Raw genomic sequence first — 25,176 nt, forward strand, 5'->3', positions numbered from 1 at the left:
TTCAGCGACTCATCCAATTGAGATGTGCTCTTTCAAGTGGGCGCATCGTAATCACAATGATGGCCACTAGCAAGCATCTGATTAAACAACAAGACGAACTGTTCGTTGAGGTCTGTAGGAGATCGCCCTATATGTCGCAGGGGTTTCCCTGAGGCCGATTAATACACGACGAATTTTCCATGACCCTGTCAAACCCTTGACCCAGAGCCCTGCGCCACGGCCGGGCGAGTTTACCTTACGCTCGTACCCCCAAGCGGCGTGCAGCATGCCAAATTCAAAAAAAAATAGAAGTAGGACACTTCCGAAAATGACTGGTTTGCTTCAATAAGTTCTCCGCGACAACGATCAACGCAGAAAGTGCCACTATAATGATGGCATTTCATATTTCTGAAAACTTCCGAAATCCTTCATACATTGCAAACTCGATAGTTATCGAAGCCGCGTCCTTCAGATACTTCTCGCATCACGACCAAGACTTCCACACCGGAATACTCTGACAAATTTCAGGGATACTTCTTACATCAATTAGTTTGCCACGCCGCTAGCTTGCCCTGGCCACTTTTCATGCGCGGCGATCAGGGAGGACGGTATCGCGCTTTGACTCACTTTGCTTAAGGACAAGCCCATGTTCGGCAAAGGCCACTGCGCGCCATTCTCATTGCACATCCCGGCCATTCGTCACGACTTCAAGGTGCTCGCGTTCACGGGCACTGAAGCCATCAGTCAGCTGTACGCATTTCGCATCGAGCTGGTGAGCGAGCACGCGGATTTCGATCTGGAAAGCCTCCTCAGCCAGCCCGCGTTTCTGCAGTTCGGATCAGCGGGCGAAGGCATTCACGGGCGGATCGAAAACGTCATGCTCGGCGAATCAGGCAAGCGCCTGACCCGTTATGAACTGACACTGGTACCGGCGCTGCATTATCTGCAACTGAGCCACGACCAGCGGATTTTCCAGCAACTGACCGTGCCGCAGATCGTCGCGCAAGTCCTCAAAGGGCATGGCATCCAGGCCGATGACTTCACGTTCAATGTCGCCGCCGGTGAGCATCGTGAGTACTGCACGCAATACGGCGAAAGCGACTTCCTGTTCATCCAGCGCCTGTGCGCCGAAGAGGGTATCGCCTGGCACCATCAACATTCGCTCGACGGGCACTTGCTGGTGTTCAGCGACAGCCCGGTGTTCGCACGCAAATTGGGTACGACAGACTTTCGGGTTGATAGCGGCATGGTTGCCGAACACCCGGTGGTCAACCACCTGACCATGGGCTTCAACACCCGTACCAGCACCGTCACCCGCCGTGACTATGACCTCAAGCGGCCAAGCCTGCTGCTGGAAAGCCGCTTCACCGCAGAGTTCACGCCGGCTCTGGAGGAGTATCGCTATCCACTGTTGATGAAGTCCGAGAAGCACGGCAAACAGCTGGCGCGTCAGGCCTTGGAGCGCCATCGCAGCGACTATCAATGGATTGAAGGCAAAAGCGATCAGGCGATTTTGCGCAGCGGTCACCTGTTCGAGCTGAGCGAACATCCCAGGGCCGAGTGCAACGAGTTGTGGCTGTTGGTCAGTCTCAGTCACGAAGGCAAGCAACCGGCAGTGCTCGAAGAGGCTTTCAGCAGCGAGGCGAAACCTGCCGATGGTTTTTCCCAGGGCTATCGCAATACCTTCAGGGCCATTCCCGCAGAAGTGGTTTTCCGCCCGCCTTTGCCCGCGCCAAGACCCTTGCTGGTCTGCCAGACCGCGCGCGTTACCGGGCCTCCCGGAGAAGAGATCTTCTGCGATGAGTACGGCAGGGTTCGTGTCGAGTTTCCTTGGGATCGCGCTGAACGCAACAGCGAAAAAAGCAGCTGCTGGTTACGCGTAGCGTCCAGTTGGGCAGGTGACGGATTCGGTGCGGTGACCATTCCCCGGGTCGACATGGAAGTGGTCGTGACCTTCCTGGAAGGCGACCCGGACCAACCGCTGATTACCGGCTGCATCGCCAACAAGGTCAATGCCGTCGCCCATCCCTTGCCGGCGAGTAAAACCCGCACGGTATTACGCAGCCAGAGCTCACCGCGCAATGGCGGCTACAACGAACTGTCGATCGAGGATCGCGCCGGGCAGGAGAAGATCTACCTGCGCGCGCAGCGCGACCTCGAGCAACTGATCCTCAACGACAGCCGCAGCCTGATCACTCGCGACCGCCATGAGCATGTCGGCAATGACAGCACCAGCCTCATTGAGGGCAGGGATTCGCGCACTCATCAAGGGCTGCGCAGCACCGTGATCAACGCCGATGACTTGTTGCAGGTCAGCGGCACCAGCAGCCAGACCCTGGGCGCCCTGGTGATCCAGGCCGGCCAGCAGGCGCATGTCACGGCAAGCAACGTGGTGATCGATGCCGGCATGAGCTTGACGCTGTCAGCGGGCGGTCATCACATCGTGATCAATGCCGGCGGGATTTTCAGCAGCGTGCCCATCGTTCAGGGCGGCGCGCCACTGCCGGGTCTCGCACCGCTACAACCGCTGCAAGTTGAGGCCGGCCTGCCAGCTGCGATCAACGCCACGCCGCTGTCGATCGTCAACAGTGCCCGCCAGCAGGCAGCGGATTTTTGCCCGCTGTGCGAAGCCTGCGCAGCGGGTCAGTGTGAGCTGGGAGAAGTCGCATGAGCCCGGTCGAACAATGGTTGCACGCTCAGTCCCGCGCCGGCTGCGAACTGTATCTGATGCTCGACACCGAGGGCCAAAGCGCAGAGCACGCTGCGTTGACCCGCGACCTCGGCACCGAGCGGTTTCGTCCGCTCTACAGCGGCACGCCGGCCGAGTCGCTGGTGCCGACCGGCCCGCTGCTGTTGCAAATCGATACGGCGCAGCATCCCGCCATCCAGACCTTGCTCGCCACGCCCGAGCGCAATTGGGGCTGGCTGGCCAGTGCCCGTCACGCCGAACTTGATCTGCTGGCGGCGCATTGGCGCGAGCGCCTGATAACCGGCGAACGCCCGAATCAGGCGGTGTACCGCATGCATGACAACCGGGTTCTGGGCCGTGCGCTGGCGCACCTGCAACCCGAGCACCGCGCGGCGTTTCTCGGGCCATTCAACAGCGTCTGCTATTGGCACGCAGAGCGATGGAACGCCATCGACAACCCGGACCCCGGCCACCACCCGCTGCCGATGGATCCGCCGTGGCTGCACACGCCGACCCCGGAGCTGATCTACGCCAACGTGCTGTTCGACAACACCCGCCGTTACCTGGTCGGCGAACACACCGAAGCCATGGCCACGCTGGCCGAACAGCTCGACGTCGATGAGTGGCTGTGGGGCCTGATTCAACTGACGCAATTGTGGGGCTGGCAACAACCGGAGCAAGTGCATTTCTTGCTGACCCGCAGTTTGCAGTTACCGGGATATCGGCCAGGCAAATCATGGCTGCCCAAACCCGGTGAAGATCCGGCGATGCATTTTGAGCGGGTATATCAGGAAGCGTTGTATTGGCAGGGAGAGGCAGGTCGATGAGGAACTTGAAACGAGGGTTGCTGCTGAGTGGTTGCCTGGGCTTGCTGGTGGGTTGTACGACGGTGAAGACCCCGAACACCTTTTTGTTTGTTCCGGATTTTCCGCCCGGATTCAAATATGAGCTGAAGGCTATCTACCTGCCCGCAGCGGGCGCAACCTGCCGCGTGCCAGGAAAGCCGGATTTCTGGGTGAGCTTCAATAAACCCACCATGGAATATGTAAGCACTGCGGAAATCGAGTTGTACAAAACCGTCAGCGATTGTCCGTTGGCGCTCAACAAAGTGGAAATCAAGGTCATCGGTTTTTATGGAAAAGGCCGAAGCAACTTCAGCATGGACTACGCCTCAATTTTCGTGCGTCCAGAGTTGCTGAAACGAATAAAGGGCACATTCAACGAGGACGGCCTGGGTGAGTTTACAGGCGAATGCATGTGGTTTTTTCGGACAGTCAGCCCCAAGCGTAACCTAATAAAAATGTTGAGATGTAAAGGAATGGATCAAGAAGGAAATGTAGCCCGGAGCCGCCCTCATGGCGCGTACACACTGGATCAACTCCCAGGAAAAACCGTGAGGTTGAAAATAAACCTAGCGAATGAAGAGCAACCTGGTTGGGGGGACACTTGGGCCCAGGTTCCTGGTGGCTGGAAGCGCTGTATGGGGGAAGGCTATGAGGACCAGCGTGGTTATTGCAATGGAAATTATGAAGACTTCAGCACCTTCAGAATGGTGGATGGACGGATTTGCACCATCTATCCAAGTTGCAACGAAAACACGGACGAGACTCCATGAACGCTGAATCCTTACCGACAAGCGTTACCACCTTCATGCAAGGTGATATCCACGCCTGCCCGATGCGCGGGCATTCGACCAGTTTTCAATTGGTGAATGAGTTCGGAGATGGCACACCCTACGCCGGCTTGGCATATGAGATCACCGACTACGAAGATACCGTTCATACTGGAAAACTGGATGCGAAAGGCTGGGCAAAGGTAAACAACCACCATTGTGGCCCGGTAGTGCTCAAGCTGAATAAGCCTTTTCAAGGAGCAGAAGCGCTGTATCGAGACTTGAGAAAAAGACTGGACTACCCCCTTCCCATCACCGAACTCCAAGTCCGCGCCGAAAAAACCCGCTTCTTCCACAAAACAGGCACTCGCACCCAGGCAAACCCCGCCAGGGACCTGCCCGAAACCGACGCGTACTGTCAGGTCGAAGTCAGTGAACTGGTAAAGCACATCGCCCACCTGCCACCACTGGTTGCTCGTCGCGACCCTCCGAAGAGGGCGGCGCACAAGCTCATGCGATCGGCGGCGAAGTCCAGAGACTTCACGCTCGTCGATAAAACTTCTGCGGATGGCGGACTGCACACAATCTTGAGTGCGGCGGAGATGGCCACCGTCGAACTGGGGTTTTCCCCACCGCCGCCCAAGGGCGTCGCACTGCTGCCGAACCAACACCATGTGCTGGAAGTACGGCCGATGAGAGCGCTACGGCCAATGCTGTCGACAGGCGAAGCGTTCTGCGCGCTTAACCTTTATCAGCTGTCGGTTATGGCGACGCTGAGCTACACCGATTTCGGACAGGAACCCAACACTCAACCGGTGCAGACCGACACGGTAAGCTTTCCGGTACAGCCCAGCAGCGGCAACTGGTTCGGCCACGCGCTGCCGCAGTTCGATGAGTTGTGGAAGGTCGATGACTCGCAAACGCAGAAATACTACCCACTGTACGAAGACGTGCCGTATTCGAAACGCCTGGAAGTGGTGCCGTTCGACCCGAACCTTTACCCCGAAGTGAATGACCCCGCGTTGGGCGACGAACAAGAACACCCGGCCAAGTTGCACTGTCTCGATGACCGTAACAAAGACAACAGTACTGATACCCAAGCTTTCATCTGCCACCATGACGAGTTGATCCTGATCAGCGTGCGAGGTACCAGTGAGATCTGGCCCGACGGCTTGCGTGACGGGGATGCCTATCAGGTTCCCTTTGCCGAAGGCGAAGGCAAAGTGCACCGCGGTTTCTACGGTGGCGCCTTGGCGGCTTATCCATTTATCGTGACTTATCTGGAAAAATTCTACAGCGGGCAAAAGCTTCTGATCACGGGTCACAGTCTGGGCGGTGCAGTTGCACTGATCCTGTCCGAGATGCTGAGACGCAACCTGGAGTTCTCCCCGCAAATCGTGCTCTACACCTACGGCGCCCCCCGCGCCGGCGACACCACCTTCATCGAAAGCGCCAGATCGCTGGTGCATCACCGCATCGTCAATCAGAACGATCCGGTACCGAGCGTGCCGGCGACCTGGATGAACACCTTTGCCAAGCCTGGGCCGATGTACGCAACCAACGCCGTGGTGCTGGGCTTCAACCCGGTCGCCGGCCTCGGCCTGCTGATCTGGGGAATCATCAATTTCTTTGGCGACGACTATGGGCATCACGGTGCTTTGCGCCATTTCATGCCCGTTGAGTTCGACAAGGACCACCGATCCTCCCTTCTCTGGGAGCCGGGTTGCAGCACGATCGTCGATCACGGCTGCGCCAAGGCCCTGCGCGCTACCAACGGCTTGCCCGAACGCGGATCGTTTCTGCGGCAGTTGTTCGACCGGGGTCACCACTCAATGGTCGGCAGCTACATCCCCGGCTGCTGGGCCAGCTTGCGCCGTTGGCAGGAAGCACTGCAGCTCAAGCGTTCGCTGGTGACCAATCGCGAATTCGAGTGGATCAGCAGCGCGCTGGAGAATATTCAGCAACAGCTGCGGGCCGTTAAGCGCGATCTGCAAAACAACCACCGTTCTTACGTGCGAGAGCAGGAGCGCGTGCACAAGACGCTGATGCTCAATCAGGAAATAGACAAGATCAGCATGACCAAGGCCCGCCTGACAGCGCTGCGCAGTCAACGGGTCACTGAGACCGACGTTTACGGCAGCTATGCCGACCAGCCCGAATGGGTCGAGGAAAGTTTGCTGCGCTGGAACGCCCACCCTGAAAACCTGGTTCAGGAGCAACTGGCGATGATCCCGCCAGCCGCTGAAGACCACGACGCCGCTATCGCCGCGATGACCGGTGGACATGCAGTTGGCGCGCCGTTTCAGCTGGATATTGATTCGTTCATTTAACTTAATCAGTCAACAAGGAAGTACCGATGCTCTCGTTATCCCCCAAGTTAAACTTCGCGACTGCAACGCACTCGATCCGCGCTTTGTTATTGGCCAGCTTCATAATATTTGGAACTGGATGCAACTCGTTCTCCAGTTCGGCGACACTGAACATGGACATCCCTGCGAATTTTAGCGTCACCGCCGAAGCGTACTATCAGCCGTTTTCCCCATATTACTGTTACGCGCCAGAAAACTACGCAAGAGACCCCAACCTTGGAGTCAAAAAATTTAAACAACCTTGGCAACCCACTGCGCAGACCGCCAAGTTCAACGTCAAATTACTTCCCAGCATTGGGGGCTGTCTCACGCTCCTCAGCGAAATCAAAATCTGGATCATGGACATGACCGAGGATCCAGAGAAACTTGGCTTAAGCGCCGTCTGGATACATATTAATGACCTGGCAGATGAACCACTGGACGAGCATGGGTCGAACGAGAACTTGCTTTCAGTCGAGTGTAAATATGCGGACTCCCGGTTAAGTAAAGTCTTCAAATATGAATTGGTATGCAAAGGGCAGAGTACGAACGATGAAATTCTGGGCAGGCTACGAATTGAGCAATTCCAGGATAAGCCATTGCGATTAACAGTTCGGATGACCGAGTAGTCGGCGTGCTGCCCGACGCTTAAGTCCCAATGACTGCCGCAAGCTGGCTAGGCAGCGTGGTCATGTCCGCTATCAAACGCAGTCTGAGCGCGAAGGACTGGGGCACAATGATCAAAGGTCACGGCGGAATCCTCGATTGGATGGACTCGATATGCTTCGCGGCACCGCTCTTCTTTCACCTGACGCGTTACTTCTTCTCCGTCTGATCTAGACGAATGCTCCAACCACAAAAAATGGGCACCCGACCGCAATCGGTGTGCCCATTTCTCATTTGCGGTTCTCCCCGTCATTCAGGGGAGCACGCCGCCATCAAGGATTGACGCTGTCTTTCAACGATTTGCCTGGCTTGAATGCCACGGTGTTGCTGGCCTTGATCTTGACCGGTTCGCCGGTCTGCGGGTTTTTGCCGGTGCGGGCGCCGCGGTGGCGTTGCAGGAAGGTGCCGAAGCCGACCAGCGTCACGCTGTCCTTGCGGTGCAGGGCGCCGGTGATTTCTTCGAGGACGGCGTTGAGGACGCGGTTGGCCTGTTCTTTGGTCAGGTCTGCCTTTTCGGCGATTGCAGCGGCGAGTTCTGGTTTACGCATTAGTGAAGCCCCTTTGACGGTTTTTTGTTGTTATGTCCGTGCTGTTCTCGTTGGAACAGCGCCCAAGGCGCCGCAGGCTCTACTCTGCGGCAGACGGGAGTGAGAATGGCACGCCGCCAACGGCGGCGCCAGTCTCCCCAAGACCTTTGTCGGGGCAAAAGAGCGGTGTTTGCGACAGAACGACCGGCATTTACGCCAGCAGCGGCGGCAGCTGTTTGTTCAGGGCCAGTTTTTCCATGACCGCCCCGCCGGTCAGGGCGTAACCGAGCAACTGACCGTCGGCACCGTGGCACAGCGCTTTGACGTCGGCGCCCTGCCCTTCGACGCTCCAAACGCCTTCGCTGCCCCGTGGCGGCGGCGAAACCACCAGCGGGCACACCGGGGTTTTCACGGTGATCGGCATCGGCCCGTAGCTGACCGCGGTCGAGTTACCAGCGAGGGTTTGCGCCAATGCGCGGGCGCAGCTCATCAGCGGCATCACGTAAAGCAGATTGAGCCCGTCGACTTCGGCGCAATCGCCCAGGGCGTAGATGTTGGCGTGGGAGGTTTTCAGGTAACGATCGACCATCACGCCGCGATTGACCTGCACGCCGGCAGCTGCCGCCAGATCGATGCGCGGGCGCAGGCCGATCGCCGAGACCACTACATCGCAGGGGATGATCTGGCCATCGGACAGGTGCGCTTCCAGGCCATCGGCGACTTTCTCCAGGCGGGTCAGCACCGGGCCGAGGTGAAACTTCGCCCCGATACTTTCCAGCCCGGCCTGAACGGCCGCCGCAGCGGCAGGATGCAATAGCATCGGCATGACCTGTTCGCACGGCGCGACCAATTGCACTTCGTAGCCGCCGAGGATCAGGTCATTGGCAAATTCACAGCCGATCAGCCCGGCGCCGAGCAACAACACCCGACGCTTGCCCGCTGCTGCGGCACGGAAGCGCGCGTAGTCTTCCAGATCGTTGATCGGGAACACCAGTTCCGCGCCGTCGCCTTCGATCGGCACACGCACGGTTTCCGCGCCCCAGGCCAGAATCAGGTCGCGATAGGGCACGGCTTCTTCGCCGATCCACAAGCGTTTGTGGCCAGCGTCGATGCCGCTGATGCGCGTGTGGGTGCGCACTTCGGCCTTCAACTGCTCGGCCATGACGCCGGGCTCGGCCATGCTCAGGCCGTCGGCATCCTTGTTCTTGCCGAAACCGGTGGAGAGCATCGGCTTGGAGTAAGAGCGGCCGTCATCGGCGGTGATCAGCAGCAGCGGGGTTTCGCTGTCGAGCTTGCGAAACTCGCGGGCCAGGTTGTAGCCCGCAAGCCCGGTGCCGATGATGACGACTGGTGCGCTCATGCCTTACTCCTCTGATTTGCTTAGTTGATTTCGATCATTTCGAAGTCCATTTTGCCGACGCCGCAGTCGGGGCACAGCCAGTCTGCCGGTACGTCTTCCCAGCGGGTGCCCGGCGCGATGCCGTCATCCGGCCAGCCATCGGCTTCGTTATAGATCAGGCCACAGACGATACATTGCCACTTCTTCATTCAGGTACTTCCTCAGGGTTCAGGCGTAGTGCCGGCGCGGACGGTCGATGGGTGCTGCGTTGCCATCCGGCTCAGGGCGTTTTGTACTGAGGGTGCCGCGCAGATGCAAGCCTGTTCGGCGCAACGGCGGCCGGCGCCGCTCAATCCTGTCGCCTGCCATGGTAAGCTCGCCGCCTCATTTGCGGCCAATAATGACTCATTGTGCAACATTCAAATGCCTGCCCCGCCCCGCTCTGGCTGACCCAAGACCGCCTGACGCCCCGCCCCGATCCGTTGACCCTCGACTGGTTGTTCGACGAAGGTTCGCTGACCCGCCGTTTGACCCGTTTGTCCGAGGACGGCTTCAGCGTGTCGCCGCTGTTCGAAGGCTGGGACACCTTGCGCGCTGATGAATGCGCGGCACTGGAGCTGGCCGAGGGCAGCGAAGGCTGGGTGCGTGAGGTGTATTTGCGCGGCCACGGCGAGGCCTGGGTGTTTGCCCGCAGCGTTGCCTCGCGGGCGGCCCTGCAAGGCGATGGCTTGCACATGGATGAACTGGGCAGCCGCTCGCTGGGCGAATTGCTGTTTTGTGATCGCGCATTTCAGCGCCGCGCCATTGAAGTCTGCCGCTACCCCGAGCAATGGTTGCCGCCAGTGGTGAAAACCCCTGAGCTGTGGGGCCGGCGTTCGCGTTTCGACCGTGGCGCGCTGAGCGTGCTGGTCGCGGAAATCTTCCTGCCGAGCCTGTGGGACGTCGCTCGCGCCCATCCGGAGAACTGCTGATGTATCAGAGCCTGCTCAAGTCCCTCAACCGTCTGAACCCGCGCGCCTGGGATTTCGTTCAGTTGACGCGCATGGACAAGCCGATCGGCATTTACCTGCTGCTGTGGCCGACGCTGTGGGCGTTGTGGATTGCCGGCAAGGGTTCGCCGTCGCTGGCCAACATTGTCATCTTCGTCCTCGGCGTGGTGCTGACCCGTGCCGGCGGCTGCGTGATCAACGATTGGGCCGACCGCAAGGTCGACGGCCACGTCAAACGCACCGCGCAACGGCCGCTCGCCGCTGGCCGGATCAGCTCGAAGGAAGCGCTGGTGTTCTTTGCCGTGCTGATGGGCATCAGTTTTCTGCTGGTGCTGTGCACCAACGCGCCGACGATCTGGCTGTCGCTGGGCGGTCTGGCGCTGGCATTCACTTATCCGTTCATGAAGCGCTACACCTACTACCCGCAAGTGGTGCTGGGCGCGGCGTTTTCCTGGGGCATGCCAATGGCCTTTACCGCTGAGACCGGAGAATTGCCGGCGGCGGCGTGGTTGCTGTGGATCGCCAATCTGCTTTGGACGGTGGGCTACGACACTTATTACGCGATGACCGATCGCGATGACGACCTGAAGATCGGTGTGAAATCCACGGCAATCCTGTTTGGCGAAGCGGATCGGGTGATCATCCTCAGCTTGCAGGCGTTGTCACTGGGCTGCCTGGTCCTGGCCGGATCGAAGTTCGAGCTGGGGATCTGGTTCCACCTTGGTTTGCTCGTAGCGGCCGGATGTTATGCGTGGGAGTTCTGGTACACGCGCAGCAAGGACCGCATGCGTTGCTTCCAGGCGTTTCTGCATAACCACTGGGCAGGGTTGGCGATATTTGTCGGGATCGTGCTGGATTACGCGCTGCGCTAATGCATGACACCTGTGGGAGCGAGCCTGCTCGCGAAGGCGTCATGTCAGTCACCTCTGCGATAACTGACACAACGCTTCGCGAGCAGGCTCGCTCCCACAGGGTTTTGGACCGTGGTTATTTGGCCTTGGCGACTTTCCACGCGCCGTCCATTTTGCCGTCGCCGGTCATGTCGCCGGCCTTCTTGTCCATCACAAAGGTGTACAGCGGCATGCCCTGGTAGGCCCATTGCTTGCTGCCATCATCACGAGTGATTACCGTCCAGTCCCCCATCGACTTGTCATTCGCTGTCGCCATTAGCGGCGGCCAGTTTGCCGCGCACGTGTCATTGCACGCGGACTTGCCAGCGGAGTCCTTGGCGAAGGTGTACAGGGTCATGCCCTTGTGGTCGGTATACATGCCGTCCTTTTCCATCGCCGGATCGGCCGCCATGGCCAGCCCCGGCAATGTCAGGGCGGCAGCCATCAGCAGGGCTTTGAACGAAGCAGTCATCTGAGTCATGGAAACCTTCTTTTGTGGTTGTCAGGATTCGGACTTGGAGCTTAGTCCAGGATCAGCACAAACGCCGCCACTCTGAAATACTGTCACACGACTGCAATAATTCCGTTATCTAATGCGGCGCAAGACAGTTAAATGACAAGAGGATTAAGGCATGGTTGGCAGGAGCATTCTGATCGTCGACGACGAAGCGCCCATTCGCGAAATGATCGCCGTGGCGTTGGAAATGGCCGGCTATGACTGCCTCGAGGCAGAGAACTCGCAGCAGGCCCACGCCATCATCGTCGACCGCAAACCGGACCTGATCCTGCTCGACTGGATGCTGCCCGGCACCTCAGGCATCGAACTGGCCCGGCGCCTCAAGCGTGACGAGCTGACCGGCGACATCCCGATCATCATGCTCACCGCCAAAGGCGAAGAGGACAACAAGATCCAGGGCCTGGAAGTCGGCGCCGACGACTACATCACCAAACCGTTTTCGCCGCGTGAACTGGTCGCCCGCCTCAAGGCTGTGCTGCGCCGCGCCGGACCGACCGATGGCGAAGCGCCGATCGAAGTCGGCGGCCTGCTGCTCGACCCGATCAGCCACCGCGTGACCATCGACGGCAAGCCCGCCGAAATGGGCCCGACCGAATACCGCCTGCTGCAATTCTTCATGACCCATCAGGAACGCGCCTACACCCGTGGCCAGTTGCTCGACCAGGTCTGGGGCGGCAACGTCTATGTCGAAGAGCGCACCGTCGACGTGCACATCCGCCGCCTGCGCAAGGCCCTCGGCGACGCTTACGAAAATCTGGTACAAACCGTGCGCGGCACCGGTTATCGGTTCTCCACAAAAGCGTAAAAGCAGCTGCAAGTTTCCAGCTACAAGCGGCAAGTGAAAGCCGATCCGTTTTAGCTTGGAGCTTGCGGCTTGAAACTTGAAGCTGCGGCTAAGGACGCCTCTGTGAATCAAAACTGGCATGGCACCCTGATTCGCCACATGCTGTTGCTGGTCACCGCCTGCCTGGTGATCGGCCTGATCACCGGCTATTACGGCTGGAGCCTCGCAGCGGGTCTGGGGCTTTATCTGGCCTGGACGCTCAAGCAACTGCTGCGTCTGCACGAATGGCTGCGCCAGCATCAACCCGACGAAGCACCGCCCGATGGCTATGGTCTGTGGGGCGAGGTGTTCGACAGCATCTATCACCTGCAACGCCGCGACCAACGGGTGCGCGGACGTCTGCAAGCGGTGATCGACCGGGTACAGGAGTCCACCGCCGCGCTGAAAGACGCGGTCATCATGCTCGACAGCGACGGCAACCTCGAATGGTGGAACCGCGCCGCCGAAACCCTGCTCGGCCTGAAGACTCCGCAGGACAGCGGCCAACCGGTGACCAACCTGGTGCGCCATCCGCGCTTCAAGGAATACTTCGAGCAGGACAGCTTCGCCGAGCCATTGGAAATCCCTTCGCCGACCAACGATCGCGTGCGCATTCAGCTGTACCTGACCCGCTACGGCAACAATGAACACCTGATGCTGGTGCGCGATGTCACGCGCATTCATCAGCTGGAACAGATGCGCAAGGACTTCATCGCCAACGTCTCCCACGAGCTGCGCACACCGCTGACGGTGATCTGCGGCTATCTGGAAACCCTGCTCGACAATGTCGAGGAAGTGAACCCGCGCTGGAGCCGAGCCCTGCAACAGATGCAGCAACAGGGCGGGCGCATGCAGACGCTGCTCAACGACCTGTTGTTGCTGGCGAAACTGGAAGCCACCGACTACCCGTCGGACAACCAGCCGGTGCAGATCGACACGCTACTGCAATCGATCACCAGCGATGCGCAGCAGTTGTCGGGAGCGAAGAACCAGCGCATCAGCCTCGAGGCCAATGCCGGAGTGCTGCTCAAGGGCAGCGAGGCCGAACTACGCAGTGCGTTTTCCAATCTGGTGTTCAACGCGGTCAAGTACACCCCGGCCGAGGGCAACATCCGCATTCGCTGGTGGGGCGACGATCAGGGCGCGCACCTGAGCGTGCAGGATTCCGGCATCGGCATCGACGGCAAACACTTGCCGCGCCTGACTGAACGTTTCTACCGCGTCGACTCCAGCCGCAATTCCAACACCGGCGGCACCGGCCTCGGCCTGGCCATCGTCAAGCACGTGCTGCTGCGCCACCGCGCACGCATGGAGATCAGCAGCGTGCCCGGTCACGGCAGCACCTTCACCTGCCATTTCGCCCCGGCCCAGATGGCCAGCGCACGGGCGATCAGCGCCACCGAGTGATGCCGCCCGGCACACGCCACTAGGCAATCGCACGGTCAGCCGCTACATTGGCTGACTTGTGCCTGCCTTTCAGGCGCTGTTTCTCCCCACTTTCGAATCACACGGAACCCGCAAAACTCCATCATGGACCCTTCCCCTGGCTTGTCCCTCGCTACCATTTTCGCCGACTTCGGCATGATCCTTTTTGCTCTGATCCTGGTGTTGCTCAACGGCTTTTTCGTTGCGGCGGAATTCGCCATGGTCAAACTGCGCTCGACCCGGGTCGAGGCCATCGCTGAACAACACGGCTGGCGCGGGCACATCCTGCGCACCGTGCACAGTCAGCTCGATGCCTACCTGTCGGCGTGCCAGCTCGGCATCACCCTCGCCTCCCTTGGCTTGGGCTGGGTCGGTGAACCGGCATTTGCGCATATTCTCGAACCGCTGCTGAGCGCGGTCGGCGTCGACTCGCCCGAGATCATTAAAGGCGTGTCGTTCTTCACCGCGTTCTTCATCATTTCGTACCTGCACATCGTGGTCGGCGAGCTGGCGCCCAAGTCGTGGGCGATCCGCAAACCCGAGCTGCTGTCGCTGTGGACGGCGGTGCCGCTGTACCTGTTCTACTGGGCGATGTACCCGGCGATCTACCTGCTCAATGCCAGCGCCAACGCGATTCTGCGTATCGCCGGGCAAGGCGAACCCGGCCCGCACCATGAACACCATTACAGCCGCGAAGAACTGAAACTGATCCTGCACTCCAGCCGTGGCCAGGATCCCAGCGATCAGGGCATGCGCGTATTGGCCTCGGCCGTGGAAATGGGCGAGCTGGAAGTGGTCGACTGGGCCAACTCCCGCGAAGACCTGATCACCCTCGAATTCAATGCGCCGCTGAAGGAAATCCTGGCGATGTTCCGTCGCCACAAGTTCAGCCGTTATCCGGTGTACGACAGCGAGCGCCAGGAGTTCGTCGGCCTGCTGCACATCAAGGATCTGCTGCTGGAACTGGCCGCGCTGGACCACATTCCCAAGTCGTTCAACCTGGCCGAGCTGACCCGCCCGCTGGAGCGCGTATCGCGGCACATGCCGCTGTCGCAACTGCTGGAGCAGTTCCGCAAGGGCGGCTCGCACTTCGCCGTGGTCGAGGAGGCTGACGGCAACATCATCGGCTACCTGACCATGGAAGACGTGCTGGAAGTGCTGGTCGGCGATATCCAGGACGAACACCGCAAGGCAGAGCGCGGCATCCTCGCTTATCAGCCGGGCAAGTTGCTGGTGCGTGGCGATACGCCGTTGTTCAAGGTCGAGCGCCTGCTCGGCATCGATCTGGATCACATCGAAGCGGAAACCCTCGCCGGGCTGGTCTACGAAACCCTGAAACGGGTGCCGGAAGAGGAAGAAGTGCTGGAAGTCGAAGGCCTGCGCATCATCATCAAGAAAATGAAAGGGCCGAAGATTGTCCTGGCCAAGGTGTTGATGCTGGATTGATGGGAGTTTGGGGAGCTCTTGTGGCGAGGGGATTTATCCCCGTTGGACGGCGCAGCCGTCCCAAAACCATTGAATGCAGTCAGTTAGTACAGAGTCGCAATATTTGGGGCCGCTTCGCGGCCCAACGGGGATAAATCCCCTCGCCACAAAAACCCTCAACACCCTATCGCGCCTACTGCTTGCCCAACGCAAAGTTGGGCAACGCCCCCAGCGGCTGGTTGAACTGATAGGGAATCGACACCAGCCCTTCGCCGGTATTGCGCTGCACCACGAAATGCAGGTGCGGGCCGCTGCTGTTGCCGGTGTTGCCGGACAGCGCCAGCGGGCTGCCGACCTTGACCCGTTGTCCTTCGCGCACACTCACCGAACCCTGTTTCAGATGCAGGTACACTCCCATGGTGCCGTCGTCGTGCAGCACCCGCACGAAATTGCCGGAGGCATCGGTGCCGCGTCCGCTCTGGGAGTTCTCGGTCTTGACCACCACTCCCGCTCGCGCGGCGATGATCGGCGTGCCCACCGGCATGGCGATGTCCATGGCGTAGCGGTTCTTCGGCCCATAGTGGCTGTACTGGCCGTTGGCGCCCTGACTCAGGCGAAACGGCCCGCCACGCCAGGGCAGCGGATAGCGATAGCTCTGCGCGGTGCCTGCGGGGTCGCCCAGCGAATACTGGAACTGCGGCGAGTACACCAGCGGCTGGTCGCGGCTGATCGCCGTCAGCAGCGCCAGCCGCGTATTGCTGCGCGGTGGCAGCACGCGACGGATCGCCTGCGCTGGCGCGCCACGCACATTGCTCGTGCCGATGAAGGCCAGGGCAACCTCGACCGGCGCGTACAGATCGTTGCGCGCAAACACTACATCAACGCCCTTCTGCTTCTTGATGTCCAGGTACACCTGGCGGTCGAGGCGCTCGACCATGCGATCCTGAAACACGAACACCTTCGCGCCTTTGCTCGGGCGGTCACTGTACGAGACCACGCCATTGGCATCGGTGGATTTGTAGATGGTCATGGCCATCGCCAGCTGGGAGGCCAGGCAGAGACCGCAGAAAAACAGCAGGCGCGCGAGCATGGGCAAAAGTCTGTCGAAGGAAGGCCTGGGAATCAGCCTAGCAGCTGAGACAGACCAGGCTAGTCGACAGATGTTTCAAATTGCCCAGCGCGGGAGATGGGTGGTGTTTCGGCTGGCCCCTTCGCGAGCAGGCTCGCTCCCACATTTGGAATGCGTTCCAGGGTGGGAGCGAGCCTGCTCGCGAAGGCGGCCTATCGGGCGACGAAGCTTACGCGCCGGGTACGAAGTGCTTCTGCGCCGTGCCCCGGGCGATCAGGCGCGAGATGTAGTCGAGCTTCTGCGCATCCTGGTCGACGAAGCGGAAGGTCAGTTGCAGCCAGTCGCTGTCGGCTTTCTGCTCGTGGGCGACGATGGCGTGCAGGTAACCATTGAGGCGCGCGATCTCGGCGTTGTCGCCCTGCTCCAGATCGAGCACGGCGCTGTCGAGGATCTGCGGCAGGGTTTCGGTGCGCTTCACTACCAGCAGGGCTTCCTTGATGCTCAAGGCCTTGATCACGCATTGCTGATTGCCGCTCGGCAACCGCAGCTGGCCCTGCCCACGACCGCCCACCGGCGCCTTGGATGCACCGGGCGCCTGAACTGGCGGGCTGTTGAGCAAACCGCGCGACGGTGCAGCGGCTGGAGCGGGGGCAGCAGCGGCAGGCCTGGCTGCAGCGCCGCCAACCACGGCAGGCTTGCCGCCGGTCAACGCGCTCAGGGAATCGTTGCCGAACGCCGAATTCATCTTGGTCGGCGCGCTGTTCATCAAGGTGTCGAGCTTGCCGACCTTGTTCAGTGCCTGCTTGACCTTGGTCAGCAGCTGCTCGTTGGTGAACGGCTTGCTGACGTAGCCGGAAACGCCGGCCTGAATCGCCTGGACCACGTTTTCCTTGTCGCCACGGCTGGTGACCATGACGAACGGCATGGTCTTGAGGTTGTCCTGCTCGCGGCACCAGGTCAGCAGTTCGAGGCCGGACATTTCCGGCATTTCCCAGTCGCACAGCACCAGGTCGAAAGCCTCTTTGGCCAGCATGGCCTGGGCCTTTTTGCCGTTGATGGCGTCCTCGGTGCGGATCCCCGGGAAGTAATTACGCAGGCACTTTTTCACCAGGTCACGAATGAACGAAGCATCGTCCACGACCAACACACTGATCTTGCTCATCCAACACCCCTATTAAAATCCCGGCAAGCATAACGCTGGCTGATGGCACATTGCCAAAACTCTTCAGTCACGCCGGGACTTTTCGTTCGCGGGTGCTGCTTTTTAATTCGATCTGCCTTGTGAAAAGCACAAACAAAAACGCCCGGCCAGAGGGCCGGGCGCTTTTCTCAGGCAATCTTACTTATCGTCAGCTTCGCCCGGAACATTAGCGGTTTCAGCGCTTGTGCCCTCAACTTCTTCCTTCATGCGCTTGAGGCCCATGTGGCGCACGTCGGTGCCGCGCACCAGGTAGATCACCAGTTCGGAGATGTTGCGCGCATGGTCGCCGATACGCTCCAGCGAGCGCAGGACCCAGATGATGCTCAGCACCCGTGAGATAGAGCGCGGGTCTTCCATCATGTAGGTGGCCAGCTCACGCAGGGCGGTTTTGTATTCGCGGTCGATGATCTTGTCGTACTGCGCCACCGACAAGGCCAGATCGGCATCGAAACGGGCGAAGGCGTCCAGCGCATCGCGCACCATGTTGCGTACCTGGTCACCAATGTGACGAACCTCGACGTAACCACGCGGCGCTTCGCCTTCTTCGCACAACTGGATGGCACGACGGGCGATCTTGGTGGCTTCGTCGCCGATACGCTCAAGGTCGATCACCGACTTGGAAATGCTGATGATCAAACGCAGGTCAGACGCCGCCGGCTGCCGACGGGCGAGAATGCGCAGGCATTCTTCGTCGATGTTGCGTTCCATCTGATTGATCTGGTCATCGATCTCACGGACCTGCTGAGCCAGGCCGGAATCGGCCTCGATCAGCGCGGTCACCGCGTCGTTGACCTGCTTCTCGACCAGCCCGCCCATGGCCAGGAGGTGGCTGCGCACTTCCTCAAGCTCGGCGTTGAACTGCGCAGAGATGTGATGGGTAAGGCCTTCTTTAGAAATCATTGTTCGCTCCGCGAAAGTTGCAAGCTTCAAGCTGCAAGCTTCAAGCAGTTATGTGTAAGTCCTGATATCGCACCGCATCTTTCTTGCCGCTTGAAGCTTGAAGCTTGCGGCTGCCCCAATCAGCCATAGCGACCGGTGATGTAGTCTTCGGTCTGCTTCTTCGCCGGATTGGTGAACAGAGTATCGGTGTCGCCGAATTCCACCAGTTTGCCCATGTACATGAACGCGGTGTAGTCGGACACCCGTGCCGCCTGTTGCATGTTATGGGTAACGATGACGATGGTGAACTTGGACTTCAGCTCGTAGATCAGCTCTTCGACTTTCAGCGTCGAGATGGGGTCGAGAGCGGAGCACGGCTCGTCGAGCAGCAACACTTCAGGCTCAACCGCGATGGTGCGGGCGATGACCAGACGCTGTTGCTGACCACCGGACAGGCCGAGGGCCGAGTCGTGCAGACGGTCTTTGACCTCGTCCCACAATGCCGCGCCTTTCAACGCCCACTCGACGGCTTCGTCGAGGATGCGCTTCTTGTTGATGCCCTGGATGCGCAGGCCATACACCACGTTTTCGTAGATGGTCTTCGGAAACGGGTTGGGCTTCTGGAACACCATGCCGACGCGACGACGCAGTTCGGCAACGTCTTCACCCTTGCGATAGATGTTGTTGCCGTACAGGTTGATCGCGCCCTCGACACGGCAGCCGTCGACCAGATCGTTCATCCGGTTGAAGGTACGCAGCAGCGTCGACTTACCGCAGCCCGACGGGCCGATGAACGCGGTCACGCGCTGTTTCGGGATGTTCATGCTGACGTCGAACAGTGCCTGTTTCTCGCCGTAGTACAGGCTCAGGCCCGGCACTTCGATGGCAACGGTTTCCTGCGCCAGGTCCAGGCTCTGCTTGTCGCGGCCCAGGGCAGACATGTTGATGCCGTGGCTGTGTGTTTCGTGCTGCATGGTTCTCACTCCGTTCGTAGCTGCAAGCTTCTGGCTGCAAGCTGCAAGTTTGAGCAAAAGCGGCTTGTAGCTTGCCGCTTGTGGCTAATGGCTTTAGCTATCCAGTGCTTTGTATTTTTCACGCAGGTGGTTGCGGATATACACCGCCGACAGGTTCAGCGTCGCGATAACCAGCACCAGCAGCAGCGCGGTGGCGTACACCAGCGGGCGGGCTGCTTCGACGTTGGGGCTCTGGAAGCCGACGTCATAAATGTGGAAGCCCAGGTGCATGATCTTCTGGTCCAGGTGCAGGTACGGGTAGTTGCCGTCCACCGGCAACGACGGCGCCAGCTTCACCACCCCTACCAGCATCAGCGGCGCCACTTCACCGGCGGCACGGGCCACGGCGAGGATCATGCCGGTCATCATGGCCGGGCTGGCCATCGGGATAACGATTTTCCACAGCGTTTCCGCTTTGGTCGCGCCGAGGGCCAACGAACCTTCACGCACGGTACGCGGAATCCGCGCCAGACCTTCTTCGGTCGCCACGATCACCACCGGTACCGCCAGCAGCGCGAGGGTCAGCGAAGCCCAGAGCAGGCCCGGCGTACCGAAGGTCGGCGCCGGCAGAGCTTCAGGGAAGAACAAGCGGTCGACCGAGCCACCCAGCACGTAGACGAAGAAGCCCAGACCGAACACGCCGTAGACGATCGCCGGTACGCCGGCGAGGTTGTTCACCGCGATGCGAATGACACGGGTCAGGGTGTTCTGCTTGGCGTATTCGCGCAGGTACACCGCCGCCAGCACGCCGAACGGGGTGACGATCATCGCCATGATCAGGGTCATCATCACGGTGCCGAAGATCGCCGGGAAGATCCCGCCTTCGGTGTTCGCTTCACGCGGGTCGTCGGAGAGGAATTCCCAGATCTTGCTGAAGTAGAAACCAACCTTGGTCAAAGTGCTCATGCCGTTTGGCTGGTAGGCATGCACGACTTTGCCCAGACCGATTTCGATTTCCTTGCCGTTGGCGTCACGGGCGGTCAAGGCGTCGCGGTTGAACTGAGCATGCAAATCAGACAGACGTGCTTCGATATCTTTGTAGCGCGCATCCAGCTCGGCGCGCTCGGACTCCATGTCCGCTTGTGCGGTGGCGTCGAGCTTGCCTTCCAGCTCGAGTTTGCGGCCATGCAGACGGATGCGTTCGAGGCCGGCGTTGATCGCGCCGATGTCGGTTTTTTCCAGCGTCTTCAGCTGAGCCGCCAGATCGTTCACACGGTCGATGCGCGCTTGCAGTTCAGGCCATGCGGCCTCGCCCTCGGCGATGACCTTGCCATCCTGTTTGACGTTGACCAGATAGCCGTAGAAGTTGCCCCACTCGCGACGCTCGATCGCCATCAATTCTGGCGGTGTGGTCTGCTTGGTCAGCCACTCGCCGACGATCCACGTGAAGTCGTTGCCGTTCAGGTCACGGTTGCCGACCTTGATCAGCTCGCGGGTCATGAATTCCGGACCTTCGTCAGGCACTGGCAAACCGGCGCTCTTCAGACGTGCGCGCGGCACTTCTTCTTTCTGCACCACTTCGCCGATCACCAGGTGATTGGCCTGGCCCGGTACGTCGTAATGCGCGTGGATCAGATCCGCCGGCCAGAAGTGACCGAGACCGCGCACGGCAATCACCGCCAACAGGCCAATGGTCATGATGACCGCGATGGACACCGCGCCACCGCTGATCCAGACGCCCGGGGCGCCGCTCTTGAACCATCCTTTCAGGGAGTTCTGTTTCACAGACTTCTACCTTTGCTTAAAGCGACGAGTATTTCTTGCGCAGACGCTGACGAATCAGTTCTGCCAGGGTGTTCATGACGAAGGTGAACAACAGCAGCACCAGCGCCGAGAGGAACAGCACGCGGTAGTGGCTGCCGCCGACTTCCGACTCGGGCATTTCCACCGCGACGTTGGCGGCCAGGGTGCGCAGGCCTTCGAACAGGTTCATCTCCATGACCGGGGTGTTGCCGGTGGCCATCAGCACGATCATGGTTTCGCCGACCGCACGGCCCATGCCGATCATCAGCGCCGAGAAAATCCCCGGGCTGGCGGTCAGGATCACCACGCGGGTCATGGTCTGCCACGGCGTCGCACCGAGGGCCAGCGAACCCAGGGTCAGGCCGCGCGGCACGCTGAACACGGCGTCTTCGGCGATCGAGTAGATGTTCGGGATCACCGCAAAACCCATGGCCAGACCGACCACCAGAGCGTTGCGCTGGTCGTAGGTGATGCCCAGGTCGTGGGAGATCCACATGCGCATATCACCGCCGAAGAACCAGTTCTCCATGAACGGGCTCATGTACAGCGACAGCCAGCCCACAAACAGAATCACCGGAATCAGCAACGCACTTTCCCAGCCGTCCGGAACTTTCAGGCGGATCGATTCAGGCAGACGGCTGAAGGTGAAACCGGCGACCAGAATGCCGATCGGCAGCAACATCAGCAGGCTGAAGATGCCCGGCAGATGGCCCTCTACGTATGGCGCGAGGAACAGACCAGCGAAGAAACCGAGGATCACCGTCGGCATCGCCTCCATCAACTCGATCACCGGTTTGACCTTGCGGCGCATGCCGGGGGCCATGAAGTACGCGGTGTAGATCGCCGCAGCGACGGCCAGTGGCGCGGCCAGCAGCATGGCGTAGAACGCGGCTTTCAGGGTGCCGAAGGTCAGCGGCGAGAGGCTCAGTTTCGGTTCGAAATCGGTGTTGGCGGCGGTCGATTGCCAGACGTATTTAGGCTCGTCGTAGTTCTCGTACCAGACCTTGCTCCACAGCGCGCTCCACGATACTTCCGGGTGCGGATTGTCGAGCAGCAACGGCTGCAGCTTGCCGCCGGCTTCGACGATCACTCGGTTGGCGCGCGGCGACAGACCAAACAGGCCCTGGCCTTCAACCACCTGATCGACCAGCAACGTACGGTGCGCGGTGCTGTGGAACACGCCGAGCTTGCCGCTGGCATCGAGGGCGAGGAAACCTTTGCGGCGTTCTTCGGCAGCGATTTCAACGATCGGCGTGGTGCCCATCTGGAAGGTGCGGATCTGCTTCAGACGCTGCTCGCCATCGGTATCGCGGGCCATGAACCACTGGGCCAGACCGCCCTTGGAATCGCCGACGATCAGCGAAATACCGCCGACCAGCTGCGCGGTGGCGGTGACTTGGGCGTCAGCGTTTTCCAGCAGTTTGTAGCGCCCGTTGAGGCTCTTGTCGCGCAGGCTGAACACGTCGGCCTGGGCACGCCCGTTGACCACGTACAGCCACTGCTGGCGCGGGTCGACGAAGATGTTTTTCACCGGCTCGGTCATCTGCGGCAGATCGATGCGCGTCTGCTCGTTGGTGACTTCGCCGGTCATCATGTTTTCTTCGCTGGTCAGCGACAGCACATTGAGTTGCGAGCCGGTGGAGCCGACCAGCATCAGCGTCGAATCGGTGGCGTTGAGGCTGACATGCTCCAGCGCGCCGCCGCTTTCGTTCAGTGCGATCGGTGCCTCGCCATAGGGATATTCGATGGCCGGGCTGATGGTTTTCTTGCCATCGGGGTAGCTGACTTTATAGGTGTGACGGAACACCAGCGCCTGACCGTTGGACAGACCCACGGCCACCAGCGGATGACCCGGCTGGTCTTCGCCAATAGACGTCACGGTGGCGCCCGCAGGCAGCGGCAGATCGACACGCCTCAATTCAGCGCCACTGTCGAGATCGAAGAACAGCGCCTGGCCCTTGTCGGACACACGCATGGCCACCTGATTCTGCTCCTCGAGCGAGATCATCAGCGGCTTGCCGGCGTCCTGCATCCAGGCCGGGGTGATCGAGTCTTTCGCGGTCAGGTCGGCACCTTGAAACAGGGGCGCAACAACGTAAGCGAGGAAGAAGAAGATCAGGGTGATGGCCGCGAGCACCGCCAGGCCGCCAACGAGGACGTACCAGCGGGTGAAGCGATCCTTGAGCGCGCGGATGCGGCGCTTGCGTTGCAGCTCAGGCGTATTGAAATCAATGCGCTTGGGAGGGGAAGACGTAGTCATTGGGGAATTGGCCAGATCATTCATGCGCACACCCTAGCGATCCTGTATGACAGAAAGATGACAATGCAGTGACGCAGCAAATCCGCCACCCGGAAGGTCCGGCAGCGGAGTCGAAAATTTGGTGGTTGCGGCAGCGCGCCTGCTCGTCAAAGCGTCGGGTCAGTCACATCGATGGTGCATGTGACGGCCCCTTCGCGAGCAGGCTCGCTCCCACAGGAGTCCGGCGTCAGGCCGGCCTCAGGTGTTACTTCTTGGCGACAGCGCCGCCTTCCTGCAGACCGAGGTCAGCCAGTGCTTTGGCAGCAACCTTGGCTGGCAGCGGGATGTAACCGTCTTTCACTACCACTTCCTGGCCCTGCTTGGACAGCACCAGTTTCACGAACTCGGCTTCCAGCGGGGCCAGAGGCTTGTTCGGGGCTTTGTTGACGTAAACGTAGAGGAAGCGCGACAGCGGATACTTGCCGTTCAGGGCGTTTTCTTCGGTGTCTTCGATGAACTCGCCACCTTCTTTCTTGGCCAGGGCAACGGTTTTCACGCTGGCAGTTTTGTAGCCGATACCCGAATAGCCGACGCCGTTAAGCGAGCTGCTGATCGACTGCACCACCGACGCCGAACCTGGTTGTTCGTTGACGTTTGGTTTGTAGTCGCCTTTGCACAGGGCTTCTTCCTTGAAGTAGCCGTAGGTGCCGGACACCGAGTTACGGCCGAACAGCTGGACTGGCTTGTTGGCCAGGTCGCCAGTCACGCCCAGGTCGCCCCAGGTCTTGACGTCAGCTTTGGCACCGCACAGGCGCGTCGAGGAGAAGATCGCATCGACCTGAGCCATGGTCAGGTGCTTGATCGGGTTGTCCTTGTGCACGAACACGGCCAGGGCATCCACGGCAACCGGAATCGCCGTCGGCTTGTAGCCGTACTTCTGTTCGAAAGCCTGCAGCTCGTTGTCCTTCATCTTGCGGCTCATCGGGCCCAGGTTGGCGGTGCCTTCGGTGAGTGCAGGTGGCGCGGTGGAGGAACCGGCAGCCTGAATCTGGATATTGACGTTCGGGTATTCTTTTTTGTAGTTCTCGGCCCACAGGGTCATGAGGTTGGCCAGGGTATCGGAACCGACGCTGGACAGGTTGCCCGACACACCAGTGGTCTTGGTGTAGCTCGGGATAGCAGGGTCAACAGCGGCGAACGCGTTGGCAGTCGCAACGCCAGCAGCGACAAAAGTCATTGCCGCCATCAAACGCTTCAGTTTCATGCCTTACTCCTAGCAGATAGGGTGTGTTAAGTCGGGGCCAAGTATCAGCAGGCCGTGTGAACACTCTATGGCTGAAATATGACAATTGGATGAAAGGCCAGCATCCGGCTTTTACTGGATGATTTTTGGTGCCCCCATTCGCGAGCAGGCTCGCTCCCACAATTGAAATGCATTCCAACTGTGGGAGCGAGCCTGCTCGCGAAGTGGCCGGTATTGGTGGAGTAGATCCTGGGCTTTAGCGCCCCTTCTTCCAGAGCCAGGCGCCTACCAGAATCCCCATTCCGCACAGCACCGCAACATAGTAAGCCGGCCCCATCGCGCTTTCCTTCAGCAACAGGCTCACCACCATCGGGGTCAAGCCACCGAAGATCGCGTACGCGACGTTGTAGGAAAACGACAGGCCACTGAAGCGAACCACCGGCGGGAACGCCTTGACCATAACGTACGGCACCGCGCCGATGGTGCCGACCAGCAAACCGGTCAGTGCGTACAGCGGGAACAGCCAGTCCGGGTGGTCGGCGAGGCTGTGGTAGAAGGTC

The 25,176-nt window shown here is 60.0% G+C and carries 21 protein-coding genes and 2 pseudogenes; 11 read left to right on the top strand and 12 right to left on the bottom strand.

What is annotated here, in order from left to right:
* The first annotated feature begins 625 nt into the window (after window positions 1-625).
* The 6 genes and pseudogenes from tssI to D6877_RS05340 form a co-directional block, all read left to right on the top strand.
* The gene (gene tssI, locus D6877_RS05315; protein WP_130910090.1) at window positions 626-2,650 is read left to right on the top strand and encodes a type VI secretion system tip protein TssI/VgrG; all 2,025 of its coding nucleotides are present in this window, start codon (window positions 626-628) and stop codon (window positions 2,648-2,650) included.
* A complete protein-coding gene (locus tag D6877_RS05320; protein ID WP_130910091.1) occupies window positions 2,647-3,495 on the top strand; it encodes a DUF4123 domain-containing protein in 849 nt (282 codons plus the stop codon). Before tssI ends, D6877_RS05320 begins: the two co-directional genes overlap by 4 nt.
* A complete protein-coding gene (locus D6877_RS05325; protein WP_130910092.1) occupies window positions 3,492-4,283 on the top strand; it encodes a hypothetical protein in 792 nt (263 codons plus the stop codon). Before D6877_RS05320 ends, D6877_RS05325 begins: the two co-directional genes overlap by 4 nt.
* A complete protein-coding gene (locus D6877_RS05330) occupies window positions 4,280-6,610 on the top strand; it encodes a lipase family protein (RefSeq protein WP_130910093.1) in 2,331 nt (776 codons plus the stop codon). Before D6877_RS05325 ends, D6877_RS05330 begins: the two co-directional genes overlap by 4 nt.
* A gap of 26 nt (window positions 6,611-6,636) precedes the next feature.
* Window positions 6,637-7,257: a hypothetical protein gene (locus D6877_RS05335; protein WP_130910094.1), complete on the top strand. Its 621-nt coding sequence runs from the start codon at window positions 6,637-6,639 to the stop codon at window positions 7,255-7,257.
* Between the two features lie 44 nt (window positions 7,258-7,301).
* Window positions 7,302-7,463: pseudogene (locus tag D6877_RS05340) on the top strand (phosphatidate cytidylyltransferase); the annotation flags it as partial.
* A 103-nt stretch (window positions 7,464-7,566) separates the two neighbouring features.
* Here the strand turns inward: D6877_RS05340 and D6877_RS05345 are convergent.
* From D6877_RS05345 to D6877_RS05355, 3 genes are all read right to left on the bottom strand, one after another.
* Window positions 7,567-7,842, bottom strand: coding sequence for an HU family DNA-binding protein (locus tag D6877_RS05345; RefSeq protein ID WP_003213368.1), 276 nt, complete (start codon window positions 7,840-7,842; stop codon window positions 7,567-7,569).
* 190 nt (window positions 7,843-8,032) lie between these two features.
* Window positions 8,033-9,181, bottom strand: a complete 1,149-nt coding sequence (locus tag D6877_RS05350; RefSeq protein ID WP_130910095.1) for an FAD-dependent oxidoreductase — start codon at window positions 9,179-9,181, stop codon at window positions 8,033-8,035.
* A 20-nt stretch (window positions 9,182-9,201) separates the two neighbouring features.
* Window positions 9,202-9,369: a rubredoxin gene (locus D6877_RS05355; RefSeq protein WP_003177199.1), complete on the bottom strand. Its 168-nt coding sequence runs from the start codon at window positions 9,367-9,369 to the stop codon at window positions 9,202-9,204.
* Window positions 9,370-9,570: 201 nt separating this feature from the next.
* On the opposite strand from D6877_RS05355, the gene D6877_RS05360 reads away from it, so the two are divergent.
* Both D6877_RS05360 and ubiA read left to right on the top strand, forming a co-directional pair.
* Window positions 9,571-10,131, top strand: coding sequence for a chorismate lyase (locus D6877_RS05360; protein ID WP_130910096.1), 561 nt, complete (start codon window positions 9,571-9,573; stop codon window positions 10,129-10,131).
* Window positions 10,131-11,021: a 4-hydroxybenzoate octaprenyltransferase gene (ubiA, locus tag D6877_RS05365; RefSeq protein WP_130910097.1), complete on the top strand. Its 891-nt coding sequence runs from the start codon at window positions 10,131-10,133 to the stop codon at window positions 11,019-11,021. The genes D6877_RS05360 and ubiA overlap by 1 nt, the downstream gene beginning before the upstream one ends.
* A gap of 115 nt (window positions 11,022-11,136) precedes the next feature.
* Here ubiA and D6877_RS05370 read toward each other — a convergent pair whose 3' ends face one another.
* The gene (locus tag D6877_RS05370) at window positions 11,137-11,520 is read right to left on the bottom strand and encodes a hypothetical protein (protein WP_130910098.1); all 384 of its coding nucleotides are present in this window, start codon (window positions 11,518-11,520) and stop codon (window positions 11,137-11,139) included.
* Between the two features lie 151 nt (window positions 11,521-11,671).
* On the opposite strand from D6877_RS05370, the gene phoB reads away from it, so the two are divergent.
* The 3 genes from phoB to D6877_RS05385 all read left to right on the top strand — a co-directional run bounded on the left by phoB (window position 11,672) and on the right by D6877_RS05385 (window position 15,250).
* A complete protein-coding gene (gene phoB / locus D6877_RS05375; protein WP_007896474.1) occupies window positions 11,672-12,361 on the top strand; it encodes a phosphate regulon transcriptional regulator PhoB in 690 nt (229 codons plus the stop codon).
* Between the two features lie 138 nt (window positions 12,362-12,499).
* On the top strand, window positions 12,500-13,786 hold the full coding sequence (phoR, locus tag D6877_RS05380; RefSeq protein WP_241662853.1) for a phosphate regulon sensor histidine kinase PhoR: 1,287 nt from the start codon (window positions 12,500-12,502) through the stop codon (window positions 13,784-13,786).
* A 123-nt stretch (window positions 13,787-13,909) separates the two neighbouring features.
* Window positions 13,910-15,250: a hemolysin family protein gene (locus D6877_RS05385; protein ID WP_130910100.1), complete on the top strand. Its 1,341-nt coding sequence runs from the start codon at window positions 13,910-13,912 to the stop codon at window positions 15,248-15,250.
* A 172-nt stretch (window positions 15,251-15,422) separates the two neighbouring features.
* Here the strand turns inward: D6877_RS05385 and D6877_RS05390 are convergent, their stop codons facing one another.
* From D6877_RS05390 to D6877_RS05425, 8 genes and pseudogenes are all read right to left on the bottom strand, one after another.
* A complete protein-coding gene (locus D6877_RS05390; RefSeq protein WP_122506249.1) occupies window positions 15,423-16,319 on the bottom strand; it encodes a M23 family metallopeptidase in 897 nt (298 codons plus the stop codon).
* 208 nt (window positions 16,320-16,527) lie between these two features.
* The gene (locus D6877_RS05395) at window positions 16,528-17,460 is read right to left on the bottom strand and encodes a response regulator (protein ID WP_130910101.1); all 933 of its coding nucleotides are present in this window, start codon (window positions 17,458-17,460) and stop codon (window positions 16,528-16,530) included.
* 177 nt (window positions 17,461-17,637) lie between these two features.
* The gene (gene phoU / locus D6877_RS05400; protein ID WP_016772483.1) at window positions 17,638-18,399 is read right to left on the bottom strand and encodes a phosphate signaling complex protein PhoU; all 762 of its coding nucleotides are present in this window, start codon (window positions 18,397-18,399) and stop codon (window positions 17,638-17,640) included.
* Between the two features lie 119 nt (window positions 18,400-18,518).
* A complete protein-coding gene (gene pstB / locus D6877_RS05405) occupies window positions 18,519-19,352 on the bottom strand; it encodes a phosphate ABC transporter ATP-binding protein PstB (RefSeq protein ID WP_016772482.1) in 834 nt (277 codons plus the stop codon).
* Window positions 19,353-19,445: 93 nt separating this feature from the next.
* Entirely contained in the window at window positions 19,446-21,116 is a 1,671-nt protein-coding gene (gene pstA / locus D6877_RS05410) for a phosphate ABC transporter permease PstA (RefSeq protein ID WP_016772481.1), read from the bottom strand.
* Between the two features lie 16 nt (window positions 21,117-21,132).
* Complete coding sequence (locus D6877_RS05415) at window positions 21,133-23,418, bottom strand: ABC transporter permease subunit (protein ID WP_024014834.1); 2,286 nt, start codon at window positions 23,416-23,418, stop codon at window positions 21,133-21,135.
* Between the two features lie 220 nt (window positions 23,419-23,638).
* Window positions 23,639-24,637, bottom strand: coding sequence for a phosphate ABC transporter substrate-binding protein PstS (locus D6877_RS05420; RefSeq protein WP_016772480.1), 999 nt, complete (start codon window positions 24,635-24,637; stop codon window positions 23,639-23,641).
* 235 nt (window positions 24,638-24,872) lie between these two features.
* Window positions 24,873-25,176, bottom strand: a pseudogene (locus tag D6877_RS05425) (MFS transporter); the annotation flags it as partial.

Origin of the sequence: Pseudomonas sp. Sample_9, from assembly GCF_004307535.1 — a bacterium.
In the GTDB taxonomy this organism is placed as follows: Bacteria; Pseudomonadota; Gammaproteobacteria; order Pseudomonadales; family Pseudomonadaceae; genus Aquipseudomonas; species Aquipseudomonas mercuritolerans.

Coding starts and splice junctions, on each gene's coding strand:
- tssI (WP_130910090.1), top strand. CDS start 626: ATGTTCGGCAAAGGCCACTGCGCGCCATTCTCATTGCACATCCCGGCC.
- D6877_RS05320 (WP_130910091.1), top strand. CDS start 2,647: ATGAGCCCGGTCGAACAATGGTTGCACGCTCAGTCCCGCGCCGGCTGC.
- D6877_RS05325 (WP_130910092.1), top strand. CDS start 3,492: ATGAGGAACTTGAAACGAGGGTTGCTGCTGAGTGGTTGCCTGGGCTTG.
- D6877_RS05330 (WP_130910093.1), top strand. CDS start 4,280: ATGAACGCTGAATCCTTACCGACAAGCGTTACCACCTTCATGCAAGGT.
- D6877_RS05335 (WP_130910094.1), top strand. CDS start 6,637: ATGCTCTCGTTATCCCCCAAGTTAAACTTCGCGACTGCAACGCACTCG.
- D6877_RS05345 (WP_003213368.1), bottom strand. CDS start 7,842: ATGCGTAAACCAGAACTCGCCGCTGCAATCGCCGAAAAGGCAGACCTG.
- D6877_RS05350 (WP_130910095.1), bottom strand. CDS start 9,181: ATGAGCGCACCAGTCGTCATCATCGGCACCGGGCTTGCGGGCTACAAC.
- D6877_RS05355 (WP_003177199.1), bottom strand. CDS start 9,369: ATGAAGAAGTGGCAATGTATCGTCTGTGGCCTGATCTATAACGAAGCC.
- ubiA (WP_130910097.1), top strand. CDS start 10,131: ATGTATCAGAGCCTGCTCAAGTCCCTCAACCGTCTGAACCCGCGCGCC.
- D6877_RS05370 (WP_130910098.1), bottom strand. CDS start 11,520: ATGACTCAGATGACTGCTTCGTTCAAAGCCCTGCTGATGGCTGCCGCC.
- phoB (WP_007896474.1), top strand. CDS start 11,672: ATGGTTGGCAGGAGCATTCTGATCGTCGACGACGAAGCGCCCATTCGC.
- phoR (WP_241662853.1), top strand. CDS start 12,500: ATGCTGTTGCTGGTCACCGCCTGCCTGGTGATCGGCCTGATCACCGGC.
- D6877_RS05385 (WP_130910100.1), top strand. CDS start 13,910: ATGGACCCTTCCCCTGGCTTGTCCCTCGCTACCATTTTCGCCGACTTC.
- D6877_RS05390 (WP_122506249.1), bottom strand. CDS start 16,319: ATGCTCGCGCGCCTGCTGTTTTTCTGCGGTCTCTGCCTGGCCTCCCAG.
- D6877_RS05395 (WP_130910101.1), bottom strand. CDS start 17,460: ATGAGCAAGATCAGTGTGTTGGTCGTGGACGATGCTTCGTTCATTCGT.
- phoU (WP_016772483.1), bottom strand. CDS start 18,399: ATGATTTCTAAAGAAGGCCTTACCCATCACATCTCTGCGCAGTTCAAC.
- pstB (WP_016772482.1), bottom strand. CDS start 19,352: ATGCAGCACGAAACACACAGCCACGGCATCAACATGTCTGCCCTGGGC.
- D6877_RS05415 (WP_024014834.1), bottom strand. CDS start 23,418: ATGAATGATCTGGCCAATTCCCCAATGACTACGTCTTCCCCTCCCAAG.
- D6877_RS05420 (WP_016772480.1), bottom strand. CDS start 24,637: ATGAAACTGAAGCGTTTGATGGCGGCAATGACTTTTGTCGCTGCTGGC.